This is a genomic window from Paenirhodobacter sp. YD-8, from assembly GCF_056590935.1.
Genome location: NZ_CM152649.1, coordinates 354895 through 373021, shown reverse-complemented (window position 1 = coordinate 373021; position 18127 = coordinate 354895). Strand labels below are relative to the sequence as shown.

The following is an 18127-nucleotide window of genomic DNA, read 5'->3' as shown; positions in this document are numbered from 1 at the left end:
GATGGACACGACCCGCGCCCGCGCCCTGGCGCTTTCGATGCTGGCGGCCTTTGCCGCTGTCGCCGTGGCGGGCGTGGTGCTGCGCCCGCTGATCCCGATCGACGAGACGCGCTATATCGACGTCGCCTGGGAGATGCGGGTGACCGGCGATTTCCTGGTGCCGCACAAGAACTTCGAGATCTACACCGACAAGCCGCCGATGCTGTTCTGGCTGATGAACCTGGTGTGGTTCCTCACCGGCCATGTCAGCGACATCGGCGCGCGGCTGGTCGGGCCGGCCTTCGGGCTCGCGGCGGTCTGGGGCAGCTGGCGGCTTGGCGCGCGGCTGTGGGACGAGACGACGGGGGCGATCGCCGCCGCGGTTCTGGCCGGAACGAGCTTCTTCGCGATCTATGGCGGCGCGGTGATGTTCGACACGATGCTCGCCGCGGCGACGGTCGGCGGCCTGCTCGCGCTGGTCAGCGCGGCCGCGGCGCCGGGGGTGAACCGGCGGGCCTGGGCGGGCTTTGGCCTGGCGCTGGCCTTCGGGGTGCTGGCGAAGGGGCCGGTGATCCTGCTGCACCTCGGACCGGCGCTGCTGACGGTGCCGCTCTGGGCGAATTCCATCCGCCGGCCGAGCGGCGGCGAGATCGCGCGCGGCGCGGCGCTCGCCCTTGTCATCGCGCTGGCGATCGTCGGGCTCTGGGTGGTGCCGGCGGCGATCCTTGGCGGGCCGGAATACCGGCACATGATCCTGTGGGAACAGACCGCGGGCCGCACCGTGCAATCCTTTGCCCATGCCCGGCCGTGGTACTGGCTGCTGGCGCTGACGCCGCTGCTGCTCTTCCCCTGGGTCTGGACGCCCTCGCTGTGGCGCGGACTGCGGCGGCTGTCGCTGTCGGACCGCGCGCTGCGGCTGTGCCTGATCCAGGCCGGGGCGGGGCTTGTCCTGTTCTCGCTCGTCTCGGGCAAGCAGGTGCATTACCTGATCCCGGAGCTTCCGGCCGTGGCGCTGATCTTCGCCCGCGCGCTGATCGCGGGCGGGCGGGGCGAGGTGCGCGGGTTCGGCGCGCTGCCGGCGGCCGTTCTGGTGCTGCTTGCGGGCGGGGCGGCGCTGGCCGTCGCACTTGGCAAGGGCGATGCGACGACGGTCGCGATGCTGCAACCGCTCGCCCCGGTCGCGGGCTTTGCGGTCTTGTGCCTGATCCTTGCGATCGCCGCGCTGGTGCTGCCGCGCGTCGCGGGTCTTGCCACGCTGGGCCTTGGCTTCGTGCTGGCGCTGCTGGGGTTGATCGGCACCACCGGGCTGGCGCCGGCCTATGACACCACCCCGATCGCGCAGATCCTTGCCGCCCATCAGGACCAGGGCATGGCCGTGGTCACCGATCGCTACAATGCCGAATTCGGCTTCGAGGGGCGGCTGACGAAGCCCGTCGACGTGCTGGAACCGGAACAGGCCGAGGGTTGGCTGAGCACGCACCCGGGCGGCATGCTGGCGACCGAGTGCAAGGCGGTGAAGCGGCCGGGCGAACCCGATCACCGCATCCACTTCTACGGCGCCGACTGGTGCCTGTGGCAGGGCCGCTGAGAACGTCCTGAAACGATCGCGATCCCGGCCGCCGCGCGCGGCCGGGCGCGGGGCTTAGAGCCCCGCCTCGGCGGCGATCTGCGCCTTCGACTTGCGCGCCCGCTCGGTCGCCGATTTCAGCTGACCGCAGGCGGCCATGATGTCCTCGCCGCGCGGGGTGCGGATCGGGCTGGCATAGCCCGCCTTGTAGATGATGTCGGCGAAGGCCTCGATCCGTTCCCAGTCGCTGCGCTGATAGGGCGCGCCGGGCCATTCGTTGAACGGGATCAGGTTGATCTTCGCCGGGATGCCACGGATCAGCTTGACCAGCCGGCGCGCGTCGTCATCGGTGTCGTTCACGTCCTTCAGCATCACGTATTCGAACGTGATCCGCTCGCTGTTCGACAGCCGCGGGTATTCGCGCAGCGTGTTCAGCAGCGTCTCGATGTTCCAGCGCTTGTTGATCGGCACCAGCTTGTCGCGCACCTCGTCGGTGGTGGCGTGGAAGCTGACCGCCAGCAGGCAGCCGATTTCCTCGGCGGCGCGGGCGATCTCGGGCACCACGCCCGAGGTCGAGAGCGTGATCCGCCGGCGGCTGAGCGAGATCCCCTCGCCGTCCATCACCACCGACATCGCGTCGCGCACGTTGTCGAAGTTGTAAAGCGGCTCGCCCATGCCCATCAGCACGACATTCGACACCAGCCGCACGTCGTTCTTCGGTTCGCCCGGCTCGGGCCATTCGCCGAGGTCGTCGCGCGCCACCAGAACCTGGCCGACGATCTCGCCCGCCGTCAGGTTGCGCACCAGCTTCTGCGTGCCGGTGTGGCAGAAGGTGCAGGTCAGCGTGCAGCCCACCTGCGAGCTGATGCACAGCGTGCCGCGGCTCTCCTCGGGGATGTAGACCATCTCCACCTCGTGCCCGCCGGCGATGCGCAGCAGGTACTTGCGGGTGCCATCGAGCGAGACCTGCCGGGTCACCACCTCGGGCAGGCCGATCTCGAACGTCTCGTCGAGCAGCGCGCGGTAGTCCTTGGCCAGGTTGGTCATCTGCGCGAAGTCGCGCACGCCCCAGTGATAGATCCACTGCCAGATCTGGCCGACGCGCATCTTCGCCTGCTTCTCGGGCGTGCCGGCCTCGATCAGCGCGGCGCGCAGCTGGTCGCGGGTGAGCCCCACAAGGTTCACCTTGCCGCCTTCGGGCAGCTTGCGCGGAATGGTCAGCACGTCTTGAGTGATCGGTGCGGAGGGCGTGGTCATGGCAATGTCCCGGCAATGAAGCGCTTCATATAGGGGATTCGCGCCCGAAACGGTAGTGCAAATGCAAAAGCCCCGGCACTGCCGGGGCCTGCGTCGCGCAACGGGGCGCCTGGCTTACTTGCAGCGCTTGGCGGCCTCGTCCATCGCGGCGGTGAAGCCCATCAGCGAGAACTTGTCGCTGGTCTGCGTGCCGCGCGCCGAATGCGCGGTGATCGTCACGTCGGCACCGCCCTTCAGCGCCGCGATGATCTTCGCGTCCTGATCGGCCGAGCCCGCCCAGGCGCCCTCGCCATCGGTGAAGAGCTGGAACTTCGTGCCGTTGTTCACCACCATGTCGGCGGTCGAGCCCGGGGCGAAGGGATAGCCGCCCATGAACGAGACCTCGCCGCCCTTGCCCGGACGGAAGGTGACGAACAGCAGGATGTCGCCGCGCCGCACCTGGGTGGGCTTGCCGTCCTTGGTGTTCACCGATTCCTTGGGCGAGGTGACGCCCCAGCATTCCTTGGGCTTTTCTTCGACGAAGACGCTCCAGTCGGTCTTGGCGGCGACGCGGTTCGAGGTCTGCTGCGCGCCGGCGATCCCGGGAACGAGAAGCGAAGCAGCCAGAATCGCAGCGCCCCGCAGGATGAAAGTCTTCATTGTTACAGCCTCCAGCTGCCTGATGCCTCTAGACCGCCCGCGCGGGCCTTTGGCCCTTCTTGACAATGGCGGTTGCGGATTCAACTCGATATCCCCCAGATAACAAGAAAGTGCCCGGGGACGAAAGCCCCCCGGGCCGCATTTCGCGCATGCGTGAAGAGGAAAAGCCAATGACGGCAGTGCCGATGATCGAACTGTGGCGGGGCGGGATGCTCGAATCGGTCCATGCGGGCCATGCGGTGGTCTTCGGCCCGAGCGGGATCGAGGCGGCCTGGGGCGACCCCGAGGCGGTGATCTTCCCGCGCTCGTCGTGCAAGATGCTGCAGGCGCTGCCGCTTCTCGAAAGCGGCGCGGCCGATGCGGCGGGGCTGAGCGAGCGCCAGCTTGCCCTGTCCTGCGCCAGCCATTCGGGTGCGGCGCTGCACCGCGATGCGGTGGCACACTGGCTCTCCGATCTGGGCATGGCCGAGGGCGATCTGCGCTGCGGCGTGCACATGCCCTGGGACAAGGCCGAGAACACCCGCCTGACCTGCACCCACGAGACGCCCTGCCAGCTGCACAACAACTGCTCGGGCAAGCACGCGGGCTTTCTCACGCTGAACCGCCACCTGAAGGGCGGCAGCGAATATGTCGAGATCGACCACCCCGTGCAGCGCGCGGTGAAGGCCGCCTTCGAGGAGGTGACGCAGGAAACCTCGCCGGGCTACGGCATCGACGGCTGTTCGGCGCCGAACTTCGCCTGCACGGTGACGGGGCTCGCCCGCGCGATGCAGTTCTTCGCCGCGGCAAACCCCGAGGGCTCGATCCGCGAGGCCGCTGCCGCCCGGCTGGCCCGCGCCATGGCCGCCTTCCCCGAGATGGTGGCGGGCGAGGAGCGCGCCTGCACCCGGCTGATGCGTGCCATGGGCGGCACCGTTGCGGTGAAGACCGGAGCCGAGGCGGTCTATATCGCGATCCTGCCCGCGCAGAAACGCGGCATCGCGCTGAAGATTGTCGACGGCGGCACCCGCGCCTCGGAAGCGGCGATCACCGCGCTTCTGGTGAAACTCGGCGCGCTCGATCCCGCGCATCCGGTGGTCGAGGAATTGATCCCGAGCGTGCAGAAGAACTGGCGCGGCCTCGTCACCGGCGGCATGCGTCTGGCCCCGGGCTTCGCCTGAACCTTAAAGCATCTGCCAGATCAGCCGCAGCGCGAGCAGGGTCGAGGTGGTCACCAGAAGCGGCTTGATCACCTTCGCCCCCACCCGCATCGCCAGCCGCGCGCCCAGCCGGGCGCCGGCCGCCTGCGCGAGCCCCATGGCCAGCCCCATCGCCCACCACGGCGCCCCCGCCGCGGCAAAGGCGATCAGCCCGCCGAGGTTCGAGGCGAAGTTCAGCAACTTCGTATGCGCGGTGGCCTTCAGCACGCCATAGCCCGCGAGCGTGACGAAGCCGATCATGTAGAAGGCCCCGGCGCCGGGCCCGATCAGCCCGTCGTAAAATCCGATCAGCGGCACCACGACGGCGGTGAAGGTGGCCGGTCGGATCCGCTCGGCCCGGTCGGTGTCATCCAGCCCCTTCTTCAGCGCGAAGAAACCGGCGATGGCGATCAGCACCACCGGCAGCGCGATCCGCAGCCCGCCGGTCGGGATCACCGAGACAAGCCCCGCCCCCGCAAGCCCGGCAAGGAAGGCCAGCACCGCCGGCCGCAGCTGATGCGACAGCCGCACATGCCCCGCCCGCGCATAGGCGAGCGCCGCCGTCGCCGCGCCGAACACCCCCTGCACCTTGTTCGTCGACAGCGCCTGCAGCGGCGTCGCCCCCGCCAGCAGAAGCACGGGCAGGGTGATGAGCCCGCCACCGCCGGCGATCGAATCGACGAAACCGGCAGCAAAGGCCGCGCCGATCAGCATCAGGGCAAGGTCGAGAGACACTTCGAACATCGGGAAAACCGCCGTTGCGCCCGGCGCGCCGCGGGCGGCGCTTCTTCCTCCGCCGCCCGGGCAATGTAAAGCGCGCCTTGCCCCCCGCGCGCCGCAGCATTAGCCTGCGGCGGCCTGCGCAAACCGAGGAAGCAATGCCCTTCAACCTCCTGGTGATCCGTTACGAACCCGCCCGTCTGACGATGGTGGTGATTCCGAAATGCGGCTCCACCACCCTGATCTCGACCTTCCTGATCCTCGCCGGGCTGGGCGACAAGGCCAGGGCGCCCCGCCAGTTCCGCCGCAGCGAGGGCAGCACCGCGCTGATGGCCGCGCATGGGCTGACGATGGAGGCGATGCCGCTTCCCGCGCTGATTGCGCTGCACGAGACCCACCCCGAAGACCGGCTGGTGACCGTGATGCGCGACCCGGCGCAGCGCTTCCTGTCGGGCTATTTCAGCAAGATCAACCGCTTCGCCAAGCGCTATGCAAAGCCCGTCTATCTCTGGGGCAAGCTGTGCCAGGCCTTCGAGGGGCCGCGCGCCTGGGGCGACGTGAACCGCGGCAACCGCCACATGCTGTCCCATATCTCCTTCGAGCGCTTCCTGCGCGGCTTCGAGGAGCACGGCACCGAATGGGACAGCCATTTCGCCTCGCAGGCGCGGATGATCGGGCTTGGCCGGCTGCGCTATGACCGGATCTTCGCGCTCGAGCGGCTGGACAGCGAGCTGATCCCCGCGCTTGCCGAATTCGGCGTGCCCGCCGAGGCGCTCGCCCGGCTCGAGGCGCTGCCGCGGATGAACCGCACCTCGCGCGCCGGCGACGGGCGCGAGGCGCTGCTCACCCCCGAAATCCGCGCCCGCATCGCCAAGCTCTATACCGACGATCACGTCGCCCTCGGCGGCGCGGCATGACGCCCGCCTGGCGCCCGCTCGCGGCCTTTGCCGCCCCGGCGCGCCCGCGGGCCGAGCTGTGGCGCACGGCGCTTGGACTTGTGCTGATCGTCGCGCTCTACTGGGGCGGGGTCTTCGGCCCGCTGATGCTGATCGGCCGTCAGCTGAGCGAGATCCGCTTTGCCCGGCTGATGGACGAGATCGCCCGCGCCGGCACGCCTGCGGGGCTGGCGATGCTGCTTGCCACCTTCGTGCCGATGGCGCTTGCCGTGCTGGTCGTGGCGCGGGTGCTGCACCGGCGCGGCCTGCCAAGCCTCCTGGGGGCCGGCGCCGGGCGCGACGCGCTGCGCGTGGGAGGACCGCTCCTCGGCCTTGCCCTCGTGCTCTTCCCGCTGTCGCTGCTCGATCCGAACGTCGGCCGCTCGGTGCCCCTGGCGACGGTGCTGCGCTGGCTGCCGGTGATGCTGCCGCTCCTCTTCGTGCAGATCGCCGCCGAGGAGCTGATCTTCCGCGGCTACCTGCTGCAACAACTGGGCGCGCGCAGCCGTTCGCCCTGGGTGTGGATGGTCGCGCCCTCGGTGCTGTTCGGCGCGCTGCACTACTCGCCGGCCGAATTCGGGCCGATGGCGCTCTGGCCCGCACTCTGGGCCATGGGCTTCGGCTGCCTTGCCGCCGACCTGACCGCGCGCACCGGCAACCTCGGCGCGGCGCTGGCGCTGCACTTCACCAACAACCTCTCCTCGATGGTCCTCGTCGGGCTCTACGGCCAGCTCGACGGGCTCGCGCTCTACACCATCGTGATCAACCCGCGCGACCCGGCGGCCTTCGGTCCCTATCTCGCCGCCGACGTCGCCGCGATCCTCGTCGCCTGGCTTGCCGCACGGCTTGCCTTGCGCGTCTGATTGCAATTCCCGGCCTGCCGGCTTATCTGGACCAGACGTCGCGGCAAGCGCACGAAAGGGGCTCAAGACCGATGAACTGGATCTCGAACTACGTCAAACCGAAGATCAACTCGTTGTTCTCGCGCCGCGAGATGCCCGAGAACCTGTGGACCAAGTGCCCCGAATGCGGGACCATGCTGTTCCACCGCGAACTCGCCGAGAACCTGAACGTCTGCACGAACTGCGACCACCACATGGCGATCTCGCCGCGCGCGCGCTTCACCGCGCTGTTCGACGGCGGCATCTTCTCCGAGGTCAAGGTGCCCGAGCCGATCGCCGACCCGCTGCAGTTCCGCGACCAGAAGAAATACCCCGACCGGATGCGCGCCGCGCAGAAATCGACCGGCGAGAAAGAGGCGATGCTCGTCGCCGAGGGCGAGATGGGTCGCACCCCGATCATCGCCGCCGCGCAGGACTTCTCCTTCATGGGCGGCTCGATGGGGATGTATGTCGGCAACGCCATCGTCGCCGCGGCCGAACGCGCGGTGAAGACGAAGCGCCCGCTGATCCTCTTTGCCGCGGCGGGCGGCGCGCGGATGCAGGAAGGCATCCTCAGCCTGATGCAGATGCCGCGCACCACCGTCGCCGTGCAGATGCTGAAGGAAGCGCACCTGCCCTATATCGTGGTGCTGACCCATCCGACCACCGGCGGCGTCACGGCCTCCTATGCCATGCTCGGCGATGTGCAGATCTCGGAACCCAATGCGCTGATCTGCTTTGCCGGCCCGCGCGTGATCGAGCAGACGATCCGCGAGAAACTGCCCGAGGGCTTCCAGCGCGCCGAATACCTGCTCGACCACGGCATGCTCGACCGCGTCACCCACCGCAAGAAACTGCGCGAAGAGCTGGTCACGATCACCCGCATGCTGATGGGCCTCACCCCCGCCATCGCCGGCGACCTGCCCGCCCCGGGCAAGGTCGAAGACCTCGCGAAGGCCTGAGCCCTTCATCTTGCCGAAAATACCTCGGGGGTCCGGGGGCAGCGCCCCCGGCCTCTGACCATTCCGGGGGCCCCGATGGCTGCTGAGACGACCCTTCCCTCCGACGCGATCCTGACGCAGCTGATGGCGCTGCACCCGAAGGTGATCGACCTCACCCTCGACCGGGTCGAGCGGCTGCTCGCCGCTCTCGGCCATCCCGAAAACGCGCTGCCCCCGGTGATCCACATCGCCGGCACCAACGGCAAGGGCTCGACCCAGGCGATGATCCGCGCCGGGCTCGAGGCGGCGGGCAAGCGCGTGCACGCCTATACCTCGCCCCATCTCGCCCGCTTCCACGAGCGCATCCGGCTGGCCGGCACGCTGATCTCGGAACCCGCGCTTGCCGCGCTGCTCGAGGAATGCCGGCAGGTGAACGGGGCAGAGCCGATCACCTTCTTCGAGATCACCACCGCCGCGGCCTTCCTGGCCTTCGCCCGCACGCCCGCCGATTTCACCCTGCTCGAGGTCGGGCTGGGTGGCCGGCTCGATGCGACGAATGTGATCGAGCGACCGGCGCTCACCATCATCACCCCGGTCTCGATCGACCATCAGGCCTTCCTGGGCGAGACCCTGCCCGAGATCGCCGGCGAGAAGGCCGGGATCCTGAAACGCGGCGTGACCTGCGTCGTCGGCCCGCAGGAAGAGGCGGCACTCGAGGTGATCGAGGCCCGCGCCGCCCGCGTCGGCGCGCCGCTCTTCGTGCATGGCCAGCACTGGCATGCCTTCGAGGAACGCAGCCGGCTGGTCTATCAGGACGAGACCGGGCTGCTTGATCTGCCGCTGCCGGTGCTGCCCGGGCCGCATCAGATCCAGAACGCCGGCGCCGCGATTGCCGCGCTGCGCCTGCTGGGCTTCGACGCCGAGGCTTGCGAGGCCGCGGTCACCCGCGCCGAATGGCCCGCCCGGATGCAGCGGCTGCGCCGCGGCCCGCTCGCGGAAAGCGCGCCGGGGGTCGAGCTGTGGCTTGATGGCGGGCACAACCCGGCGGGCGGGGCCGCGGTGGCGGCGACGCTGGCGCGCCTGCCCGAACGGCCGACGCATCTGATCTGCGGCATGATCAACACCAAGGACGAGGCGGGCTACATGCGCCCGCTCGCCGCCGTCGCGCAAAGCCTGACCGCGATCACCATCCCCGAGGAGCCGAACTCGCAGCCTGCCGAGGTGACCGAGGCCGCCGCCCGCGCCGCGGGCTTTGCGCGCACCGCCACCGCCCCCTCGGTCGCGGCGGCGCTCGCCACGCTCGCAGCGGCCGATCCCGCTGCCCGGGTGCTGATCTGCGGCTCGCTCTACCTCGCCGGCAAGGTGCTGCGCGACAACGGCTGAGCTCCGCATTTCTGCGAAGATCCCTGTGCAGCCCTGCGACTAGGCGCCGGCGCCGCCGGCCCCTATCTTCGCGGCTGCACAACAGGAGCCCCGTCATGACGCAAGCCACGCCCCTCGAATTCGGCCTCGACACCTTCGGGGACATCACCCGCGACGACACCGGGCGCCGCTCGGGCGCCCAGGTGATCCGCGACACCCTGGCCGAGGCGGAACTCGCCGAAGCCGTCGGCGTCGACTATTTCGGCCTGGGCGAGCATCACCGCCCCGATTTCGCGATCTCGGCGACCGAACCGCTGATCGGCGCGATCCTCGCCCGCACGCAGCGGATCCATGTCGGCACCTCGGTGACGGTGCTGTCCTCGGACGATCCGATCCGGCTCTATCAGCGCTTTGCCACGCTGGACGCGATCGCGCCGGGCCGCGCCGAGATCACCATCGGCCGCGGCTCCTTCACCGAAAGCTTCCCGCTCTTCGGTTTCGCGCTCGACGATTACGAGACCCTGTTCGAGGAGAAATCGCAGCTCCTCCACCTGCTGCAGACGCAGGAGAAGGTCAGCTTCCAGGGCCGGCACGTGCCAACGCTGAAGGGCGTCACCGTCTATCCGCGCGCGGAAACGCCCCTCAAGATCTGGCGGGGTGTCGGCGGCAGCCCGCAATCGGTGGTGGAAGCCGCGGCGATGGACATGCCGCTGGTGATGGCGATCATCGGTGGCGACGCCGCCCGCTTCGCGCCGCTCGCCGATCTCTACCGCCGCGCCCGCGCACAGATGGAGGGCCCCATGCTGCCGCTTGGCGTGCATTCGCCCGGCCATGTCGGCGAGACCGACGAGAGCGCGAAGGAGGAGTTCTTCGAGGGCTATGCGACGATGCACGACATGATCGGCCGCTCGCGCGGCTGGCCGCGGCTGACCCGTGCCGCCTACGAGGCCGAGATCGCGCATGGCTCGCTCTACATCGGCTCGCCCGGGACGGTGGCGCAGAAGATCGCGCGCACGGTGCGGGTGCTGGGCCTCGACCGCTTCACGCTGAAATACTCTTCCGGCCCGCAGCGGCCCGAGGTGCAGCTGCGCAACATCGCGCTGTACGGCGAGAAGGTGATCCCGCGGGTGCGCGACCTGCTCGCCTAGTCGCGGGCCCAGTCGGCCGACTGCATCTCGCGCAGTCGGCTGGCGGTGCGCTCGAACTCGAAGCTGCCCTCGCCCTCGATGTAAAGCCGCTCGGGTTCCTCGGCGGCCGAGCAGATCAGCCGCACCTTCGCCTCGTAGAGCGTGTCGATCAGGGTGACGAAGCGCTTCGCCTCGTTGAAGTTCGACGACGACAGATGCGGGATGTCGTCGATCATCAGCACCCGCACGGCGCCGGCGATGGCGAGGTAATCGGCCGGGCCGAGCGCCGCGGCGCAGAGGTCCCAGAAGGTGGCGCGGCCGACACCGTTGTGGAAATGCGGGATCACCACTTCGCGCCCCTTCACCTCGAGCCGCAGCACCGCACTGTCGTCATGGCCCGACAGCTCTTCCCACAGCGCCGTCATCGCCTCGGTCGCCGGCCGGCCGAGCGGGGTGAAATAGACCTGCGCCCCCGACAGCCGGTGCTGGCGGTAGTCGTTTTCCGAAACGATCTCCTGCACCTCGAGCTCGGCGCGGATGATGCCGATGAAGGGCAGGAACAGCTGCCGGTTCAGCCCGTTCTTGTAGAGATCCTCGGGCACCCGGTTCGAGGTGGTGACCACGGTCACGCCGCGCTTGAACAGCTCGTCGAAGAGCCGCCCGACGATCATCGCATCGGCGATATCGGTGATCTGCATCTCGTCGAAGCACAAAAGCCGCACCTCGGCCGCGATCGCCTTCGCCACCGGCAACAGCGCATCCTCGGTCTTCGCCCGCCGCGCCGCCTCGATCTGCGCCTGCACCTCCTGCATGAAGGCGTGGAAATGCACGCGCCGCTTCGGCACCTCGACCGCGCCGCAGAACAGATCCATCAGCATCGACTTGCCGCGCCCGACGCCGCCCCACAGGTAAAGCCCGCGCACCGTCTCGGGGGGCTTGGCGAAGAGGCCGAAGAGACCCGGCTTCTTCACCGGCGCCTCGAGCTCGGTGCGGATCCGCTCCATCAGCGGCAGGACCGCGCGCTGCGCCGCGTCGGCGTGCAGCGTGCCGGCGGCGACACGGGCGTCATAGATTTGCAGCAGGCTCTGTTTCATGCCCTTTCCCTAGCCGCTTGGCCGACGCTTGAAAAGCGCTCGCTGCGACATTCGCGCACGGGCGCCGCTTGAGCGCAGGGCGCGCTTGGCATAGGGTTCGCCCGCCATCTCAACGACAGGAGAGATCATGTCCAAATCGACCCAGCGGCTGCACCTCGTGTTCGGCGGCGAGCTCATCGACCCCGCGCACACGCAGTTCAAGGATGTGAGCAAGATCCACATCGTCGGCATCTTCCCGAACTATTCGAGCGCCTTCAACGCCTGGAAGGCCGAGGCGCAACGCTCGGTCGATGACGCCCACATGCGCTATTTCATCGCCCACCTGCACCGGCTGCGCGACGAGGAGGTTCCCGCCTCGCCGACCGAGGAACTCGGCGCCTGATCCCTGACGGAGCCTGCAATGCGCCGGTCCTTCCTGCTGTGGCTGCGCCTCGCGCTGACCCGCTCGCGCCGGCCGGCGCTGGCGGGCGAGGCCCCGGCGCGTCCGGCGGGCCCCCTGATCTGGCTGGTGCCCGACCCGGGCGCCGCGGACGGGCATGACACCGGCGCCAATGCCGCGCTGCTGCTGCGCCGGTTGCGCCAGCAGCGCCCCGGGCTTTCGCTGCTGGTCAGTGTCCCGCCGACGCTTGAAACCCCCTTGCCCGACAGCGTGATCCGCATCGCCCCGGTCGAGGATGCCCCGGCCGCGGTGCGGCTGGCACTGGCACAGTGGCGCCCGGACCTGGTCGTGCTGATGGGCAATGCGCTGCCGCCCGCGCTGATCGACGGCGCGCGCGAGGCCTCGGTGCCGGTGATGCTGATCGACGCCCATGCGCCCGGCCACGCGGCGCGGCGCGGCTTCTTCGCGCGCCGGCTGCAACGCGCGCTGCTGACGCGCCTCGCCCGGATCAGCGTGCGCGATCCCGAAAGCCAGGCGGCGCTCATCCGCCTTGGCGCCGATCCGGCCCGGATCGAGGTCGGCGGCATCCTGTCCGAACCGCCCGAGCCGCTGCACTGCTCGGAGACCGAGCGCGCCTCGATCGCGCAGATCACCCGCACCCGGCCGGTCTGGCTTGCCGCCGCGGTGCCGGCGGGCGAGGTACATGCGGTGCTGACCGCCCATGCCCAGGCACAGCGCCATGCGCACCGCATGCTCTTGATCCTCGCCCCGGACCTGCCCGTCGACGGCGCCGAGCTGGTCTCCGAGCTCGAGGCGATGGGATGGGCCGCGGGGCGGCGCACGCTCGAGGGCGAGCCGGACGACGAGATGCAGATCTTCGTGGCCGATGACCCGGGCGAATACGGGCTGTGGTATCGCATCGCGCCCGTGACCTATCTGGGCGGCACATTGAGCGGGGCGGCAGGCCACGCGCGCTCGCCGCTCGAACCCGCGGCGCTCGGCTCGGCGGTGGTGCACGGGCCGCAGACGGCGCCCTATGGCGCGGACTACAGCCGGCTTGATGCCGCCCGCGCCGCCCGCGCGATCTATGACGCGCGCTCGCTCGGCGATGCGCTGGCCGATCTGATCGCGCCCGACCGCGCCGCGATGCTGGCGCACAACGCCTGGGCGGTGACCTCGGGCGGGGCGGGCGCGGCCGAAGCCGTGGCGCGCACCATCCTCGGCACACTCGACACCACGACGACCGGGGAGATCCGCTGATGGGCGCACCGCTGTTCTGGTTCACCCCGCCCGGCCGCCCGGCGCTTGCGGCGCGGCTTCTTGCCCCGCTCGGGGCGCTTTATGCGGTGGCGACGGCGCGGCGCCTGCGCCGGCCCGGGGCGCGCGTCGGCGTGCCGGTGATCTGCGTCGGCAACATCAACGCCGGCGGCACCGGCAAGACGCCCACGGTGATCGCGCTGGTGCAGCACCTCGCCGCGCGCGGCATCACCGCCCATGTCGTCAGCCGCGGCCATGGCGGCAGCCTGGCGGGCCCGGTGCAGGTCGACGAGCGCCGCCACCGCGCCGCCGAGACCGGGGACGAGCCGCTGCTGATCTCGGCCTTTGCGCCGACCTGGGTGGCGAAGGACCGCGCGGCGGGGGCCCGCGCGGCGGTCGCAGCCGGGGCACAGGCGATCGTGCTCGATGACGGCCACCAGAACCCGGCGCTGATCAAGGACCTGTCGATCGTGGTGGTCGATGCGGCGAAGGGCTTCGGCAACGGCCGCTGCCTGCCCGCGGGCCCGCTGCGCGAGCCCGTCGCCACCGGGCTTGCCCGTGCCGATCTGCTGCTCTCGATCGGCCCCGCCCTCGCTCAGGCCGGTTTTGCGGCCGAGTGGGGCGACAAGATCGCCGTGCCGCACCTGACCGGCGCGCTTGAGCCCTTGCAGACCGGGATGGACTGGGAGGGGCTGCGGGTCCTTGCCTTCGCGGGCATCGGCCATCCGGAAAAGTTCTTCGCCACCTTGCGGGGACTGGGCGCCGAGCTTTTGCGCGCCGAGGCGCTCGAGGATCACCAGCCCTACACCCAGCGGCTGCTCACCCGCCTCGAGACCGAGGCGCGGCTTCTGGGCGCGCAGCTGGTGACCACCGAGAAGGACGCGGTGCGCCTGCCCGCACGCTTCCGCCCGCAGGTGCTGGCGCTGCCCGTGCGATTGCAGATCGCCGACACCACAGCACTCGATGCGGCGCTGTCGCGGCTTGGCCTTTAGGCAAAGGAAAAGGGGGCGCTGCCCCCTCTGCGCCTGACGGCGCATTCACCCCCGAGGTAATTCCGGCAAGGAGAAAGCCCAAAGATCTTTCCGATGGGTTTTTCCCTGGCGCAAATGCTCCGGGAGGAGCGCAGCGGGGGGCAGCGCCCCCCGAACCCCTCAGCCCGCAAGCTTCGCGTCGAGAATCTTCTTCAGCTCCTCGTAGCTCATGTTCGAGTATTTCTCGCCGTTGATGATCAACGTCGGCGTGCCCTCGATCTGGTCATCGGTCGCGTGCTTCTGGAAGGTGGTCACCATCGCCTCGGCGCGGGCCTGATCCTTCAGGCAGGTGTCGAGCTGCTCGCCGGTCAGCCCGGCCTTCAGCCCGATCTTGCGCAGGTTGTCCGAGATCGTCTGTTCCTTGCCGTCGCCGATCCAGTCCTTCTGCGTGCCGTAGAGCATGTCGACGATGCCATAATATTTCATCGTGCCACCGCATTGCGCGATCAGCCCGGCCCAGAGACCGAACTTGTCGAAATAGACTTCGCGGTGGATGAACTTCACCTTGCCGGTGTCGATGTAGTCGCGCTTGAGCGCGCCGAAGACCTCGTCATGGAAATGCGCGCAATGCGGGCAGGTGTAGGAGGCGTATTCGATCAGCGTCACCGGCGCGTCGGGGCTGCCGAGCGGCAGGTCGGGCAGCAGGTCTGCCGCCGGGGCGTCCTCGGCCATCGCCGGCACGTCAAAGCCGGTCTGGCCCGCGCCCTGGCGCGTGGCGATCCAGCCGCCTGCGACGGCGATCACGGCGGCCCCGGACAGCCCGAGGAGGAGGGTGCGTCGGTTCATCAGTCAGCCTTTCTTTCTTTCGCCCGCCTCGCGGACTTCATCAGGACGTTTTCAGCAAGTTGTTCGAGTGCGGCGCGCAGGCCGGCATCCGCGCAGCCCCCGGCGGTCTCGCGTGCCTCGGCACGCTGCGCGGGGGTGGGTTCGGGGCGGGCCGGGCGCGGGGCCGGGGCGAATTGCGCCTGGCCCTCGGCAAAGCCCGTGGCGGAGGTCTGCGTCAGCACCACGCGCGAGATCGCGTTGTAGCCGTAGCAGGCGTTCACCTTCTCGCGGATGCGCTCGCGGCTCATGTCGACCATCGGCGCGGCGGCGCCCTCGACCAGCAGGGTCAGCGTCGCGCCGAAGCCGCCCTTGGCATAGCCGATCTTCACCGGGCGGGTGAGGCGGGCGAGATCCTCTCCCACCACCTCGGGCCAATGGGTGAAGAGCCGCGCCACGGCGAACCCGCGCGCCTCGCCCGCGGTGCGGATACGCTCGCGCACCAGCTTCGAGGCGGGCTCGAAGCCGCGGGTGCGGCGCTCTGCATTCGGCGTGGTGCGAGACGTGTCGCTCATCGGCTCCTTCCGGCCTGTCCTTCCCGGCGTTCGGCGTTATTCTAGGCTCCCGCCGGGGCTTTGCCAGATCCCGGACGGGAAGGGGAGCATAAAGATTGCGTGACGGAGACGAAGCGGCGGCGGGCGAGGCCCTTCTGGCCTGGTATGACCGCGCCGCGCGGGTGCTGCCCTGGCGGGTGGGGCCGGCGGAGCGCGCCGCGGGCGAGCGCGCCGATCCCTATCGGGTGTGGATGTCCGAGGTAATGCTGCAACAGACCACCGTCGCCGCGGTGAAGGACCATTTCCACCGCTTCACCACGCGCTGGCCGCGGGTCGAGGATCTGGCCGCGGCCGAGGATGGCGCGGTGATGGCGGAATGGGCGGGGCTTGGCTATTACGCCCGCGCCCGGAACCTGCTGAAATGCGCCCGCGCGGTGGCGCAAGACCACGGCGGGGTGTTCCCGGCGACCTCCGAGGGGCTGCGCGCCCTGCCCGGCATCGGCCCCTATACCGCCGCCGCCATTGCCGCGATCGCGCATGACGAGCCCGCGGTGGTGGTCGACGGCAATGTCGAGCGGGTGGTGTCGCGGCTCTGGGCCGTCGAGACACCGCTGCCCGGGGCGAAGGCCGAGCTGACGGCGCTGGCCGGCCGGCTGACGCCCGCGGCGCGCCCCGGCGATCATGCGCAGGCGATGATGGACCTTGGCGCGACGATCTGCACGCCGCGCAACCCGGCCTGTGCGATCTGCCCGCTGCGGCCGTTCTGCGCGGCCGCGGCACAGGGCATCGCCGACAGCCTGCCGCGCAAGGCGCCGAAGGCGGAAAAGCCGGTGCGGCAGGGCTTTGCCTTCGTCGCGCGCGACGGCGCGGGGGGCGTGCTGCTGGAACGGCGGCCGGAAAAGGGACTTCTGGGCGGGATGCTGGGCTTTCCGGGCTCGGACTGGGGGCCGGCGCCCGAATTCACCCCGCCGCTGGCCGCCGACTGGCGCGAGGCGCCCTCGATGGTGCGCCACACCTTCACCCATTTCCACCTGCAGCTGCGGGTCTTCGCCGCGCAGGCGGAGGGGGCGGGCTTCACCCCGCGCGCCGAGTTCCGTCCGGCATCGCTGCCCACCGTGATGCGCAAGGTCTGGGACGCCGCGCAAAGCGCGCTTTCGCCGCATCCCGAGTGATTGCCTCGGGAAAGTCCTCGGCTATCATGGCGCGGCGCGAGAGAGGGGAACGATGTCCAGCCGTGAAGAGATCCGCCGGCCCGGCCGGGCCCTGCCCTTCTGGGTGTCACTCGGCACGCTGCCGCTTGCCGCGATCGAGGCGCGCTTCGGCGGCTGGTCGCTGCTCCTGCTGCCGACCTATGCCTGGTGGTCGGTGACCGTGCTCGACCAGATCCTCGGCCGCAACGAGGACCAGCCCGATGTCTCGACCCCGGTCGAGGATCTGTTCTGGTATCGGCTGATCACCCTGATCTGGTTCCCGATCCAGGCGGTGGTGATCTATGGGCTGATCTGGTGGGTGACCCATACCGACCATCTGCGCGGTTGGGAGATCGTCGCGCTCTTCTTCGGGGTCGGCGTGATCTCGGGCACGATCGGCATCGTCTACAGCCACGAGCTGATGCATCAGAAGACCCGGGGCGAGCGCTGGCTCGGCGATCTGCTGCTCGCCTCCGTGCTCTACTCGCATTTCCGCACCGAGCATCTTCTGGTGCATCACCTCTGGGTCGGCACGCCGCGCGACGCGGTGACGGCGCGCTACAATGAAGGTTTCCACCACTTCTTCTGGCGCGTGCTTGCCGAATGCCCCGCAAGTGCCTGGCGTGCCGAGCGGCTGAAGCTTGCCCGTGCCGGCCGGCCGGTCTGGCACGCCAGCAACCCGTTCTGGCGCTATGGCGCGCTGCAACTGCTGGCGCTGGCGCTGGCCTTTGCGGTCGGGGGATGGCTGGGCGTCGGGCTCTTCGTGCTGCAAGCCTTCTTCGCCGTCTGGCAGCTCGAGCTGACGAATTACGTCGAGCATTACGGGCTGACCCGCGAATACAAAGGCGAGGGGCGGTACGAGCATGTCCTGCCGCGGCACAGCTGGAACGCCGACCAGATGGCGTCGAACTGGCTGCTGATCAATCTGCAGCGCCATTCGGACCACCATTACAAGCCCGACCGGCGTTTCCCGCTGTTGCAGACCTATGCGCCCGAGGAGGCGCCGCAGCTGCCCTTCGGCTATCCGGCGATGACCGCGCTCGCCATGGTGCCGCCGCTGTGGCGGCGCCGGATGAACCCGCGGGTGCGGGCCTGGCGCAAGCGCTATTACCCGCACATCGAGGACTGGACCCCCTACAGGGAAGGCACCACGCCGATGCCGCGCGGCTCGGTCTGAACCCGCCGGGGGCTTCGCGCCCCCGGACCCCTGCGAGGTATTTTCGGCAAGAAGAAAGCAGCCGGTCTTGCGGGAAGGACCCGTGCTTTGTCCTGGC

At 69.7% G+C, this 18127-nt stretch carries 18 protein-coding genes; 12 read left to right on the top strand and 6 right to left on the bottom strand.

Features of this window, described 5'->3' with window-relative positions; all coding sequences use genetic code 11:
• The first annotated feature begins 1 nt into the window (after position 1).
• Positions 2 to 1567, top strand: coding sequence for an ArnT family glycosyltransferase (locus tag AC0QTQ_RS01825; protein WP_480258013.1), 1566 nt, complete (start codon positions 2 to 4; stop codon positions 1565 to 1567).
• A 54-nt stretch (positions 1568 to 1621) separates the two neighbouring features.
• Here AC0QTQ_RS01825 and rlmN read toward each other — a convergent pair whose 3' ends face one another.
• Positions 1622 to 2803, bottom strand: a complete 1182-nt coding sequence (rlmN, locus tag AC0QTQ_RS01820) for a dual-specificity RNA methyltransferase RlmN (RefSeq protein WP_480258012.1) — start codon at positions 2801 to 2803, stop codon at positions 1622 to 1624.
• 114 nt (positions 2804 to 2917) lie between these two features.
• Positions 2918 to 3442, bottom strand: a complete 525-nt coding sequence (locus AC0QTQ_RS01815) for an invasion associated locus B family protein (RefSeq protein ID WP_113898553.1) — start codon at positions 3440 to 3442, stop codon at positions 2918 to 2920.
• A gap of 170 nt (positions 3443 to 3612) precedes the next feature.
• Here AC0QTQ_RS01815 and AC0QTQ_RS01810 point away from each other — a divergent pair, with 170 nt between their 5' ends.
• A complete protein-coding gene (locus AC0QTQ_RS01810; RefSeq protein WP_480258009.1) occupies positions 3613 to 4602 on the top strand; it encodes an asparaginase in 990 nt (329 codons plus the stop codon).
• A 3-nt stretch (positions 4603 to 4605) separates the two neighbouring features.
• Here AC0QTQ_RS01810 and AC0QTQ_RS01805 read toward each other — a convergent pair whose 3' ends face one another.
• Entirely contained in the window at positions 4606 to 5364 is a 759-nt protein-coding gene (locus tag AC0QTQ_RS01805) for a TSUP family transporter (protein WP_480258008.1), read from the bottom strand.
• 134 nt (positions 5365 to 5498) lie between these two features.
• On the opposite strand from AC0QTQ_RS01805, the gene AC0QTQ_RS01800 reads away from it, so the two are divergent.
• From AC0QTQ_RS01800 to AC0QTQ_RS01780, 5 genes are all read left to right on the top strand, one after another.
• Positions 5499 to 6257 (top strand): sulfotransferase family 2 domain-containing protein, encoded by a 759-nt coding sequence (locus AC0QTQ_RS01800; RefSeq protein WP_480258007.1) that lies wholly within the window; start codon positions 5499 to 5501, stop codon positions 6255 to 6257.
• The gene (locus tag AC0QTQ_RS01795; protein ID WP_480258006.1) at positions 6254 to 7138 is read left to right on the top strand and encodes a CPBP family intramembrane glutamic endopeptidase; all 885 of its coding nucleotides are present in this window, start codon (positions 6254 to 6256) and stop codon (positions 7136 to 7138) included. Before AC0QTQ_RS01800 ends, AC0QTQ_RS01795 begins: the two co-directional genes overlap by 4 nt.
• Positions 7139 to 7209: 71 nt before the next feature.
• Entirely contained in the window at positions 7210 to 8118 is a 909-nt protein-coding gene (gene accD, locus AC0QTQ_RS01790; protein WP_113898549.1) for an acetyl-CoA carboxylase, carboxyltransferase subunit beta, read from the top strand.
• Positions 8119 to 8193: 75 nt separating this feature from the next.
• Complete coding sequence (locus tag AC0QTQ_RS01785; RefSeq protein ID WP_480258003.1) at positions 8194 to 9480, top strand: bifunctional folylpolyglutamate synthase/dihydrofolate synthase; 1287 nt, start codon at positions 8194 to 8196, stop codon at positions 9478 to 9480.
• A 95-nt stretch (positions 9481 to 9575) separates the two neighbouring features.
• Positions 9576 to 10607 carry an LLM class flavin-dependent oxidoreductase gene (locus AC0QTQ_RS01780; RefSeq protein ID WP_480258002.1) on the top strand — a complete coding sequence of 344 codons (1032 nt, stop codon included), beginning with the start codon at positions 9576 to 9578 and terminating at the stop codon, positions 10605 to 10607.
• On the opposite strand, the gene zapE is transcribed toward AC0QTQ_RS01780, so the two are convergent.
• Positions 10604 to 11680: a cell division protein ZapE gene (gene zapE, locus AC0QTQ_RS01775; RefSeq protein WP_121530614.1), complete on the bottom strand. Its 1077-nt coding sequence runs from the start codon at positions 11678 to 11680 to the stop codon at positions 10604 to 10606. The genes AC0QTQ_RS01780 and zapE overlap by 4 nt on opposite strands.
• A gap of 127 nt (positions 11681 to 11807) precedes the next feature.
• Here zapE and AC0QTQ_RS01770 point away from each other — a divergent pair, with 127 nt between their 5' ends.
• The 3 genes from AC0QTQ_RS01770 to lpxK are packed head-to-tail and all read left to right on the top strand — an operon-like array spanning position 11808 to position 14308.
• A complete protein-coding gene (locus AC0QTQ_RS01770) occupies positions 11808 to 12062 on the top strand; it encodes a DUF4170 domain-containing protein (RefSeq protein WP_113898545.1) in 255 nt (84 codons plus the stop codon).
• A gap of 18 nt (positions 12063 to 12080) precedes the next feature.
• A complete protein-coding gene (locus AC0QTQ_RS01765; RefSeq protein ID WP_480257999.1) occupies positions 12081 to 13319 on the top strand; it encodes a 3-deoxy-D-manno-octulosonic acid transferase in 1239 nt (412 codons plus the stop codon).
• A complete protein-coding gene (gene lpxK / locus AC0QTQ_RS01760) occupies positions 13319 to 14308 on the top strand; it encodes a tetraacyldisaccharide 4'-kinase (RefSeq protein ID WP_480257998.1) in 990 nt (329 codons plus the stop codon). Before AC0QTQ_RS01765 ends, lpxK begins: the two co-directional genes overlap by 1 nt.
• A 159-nt stretch (positions 14309 to 14467) precedes the next feature.
• Here the strand turns inward: lpxK and AC0QTQ_RS01755 are convergent, their stop codons facing one another.
• Both AC0QTQ_RS01755 and AC0QTQ_RS01750 read right to left on the bottom strand, forming a co-directional pair.
• Complete coding sequence (locus tag AC0QTQ_RS01755) at positions 14468 to 15133, bottom strand: DsbA family protein (RefSeq protein WP_480257997.1); 666 nt, start codon at positions 15131 to 15133, stop codon at positions 14468 to 14470.
• Positions 15133 to 15684, bottom strand: coding sequence for a DUF721 domain-containing protein (locus tag AC0QTQ_RS01750; RefSeq protein ID WP_480257996.1), 552 nt, complete (start codon positions 15682 to 15684; stop codon positions 15133 to 15135). The genes AC0QTQ_RS01755 and AC0QTQ_RS01750 overlap by 1 nt, the downstream gene beginning before the upstream one ends.
• 95 nt (positions 15685 to 15779) lie before the next feature.
• On the opposite strand from AC0QTQ_RS01750, the gene mutY reads away from it, so the two are divergent.
• Positions 15780 to 16835 carry an A/G-specific adenine glycosylase gene (gene mutY / locus AC0QTQ_RS01745; protein WP_480257995.1) on the top strand — a complete coding sequence of 352 codons (1056 nt, stop codon included), beginning with the start codon at positions 15780 to 15782 and terminating at the stop codon, positions 16833 to 16835.
• Positions 16836 to 16887: 52 nt separating this feature from the next.
• On the top strand, positions 16888 to 18030 hold the full coding sequence (locus AC0QTQ_RS01740) for an alkane 1-monooxygenase (RefSeq protein ID WP_480257994.1): 1143 nt from the start codon (positions 16888 to 16890) through the stop codon (positions 18028 to 18030).
• Positions 18031 to 18127 lie beyond the last annotated feature (97 nt).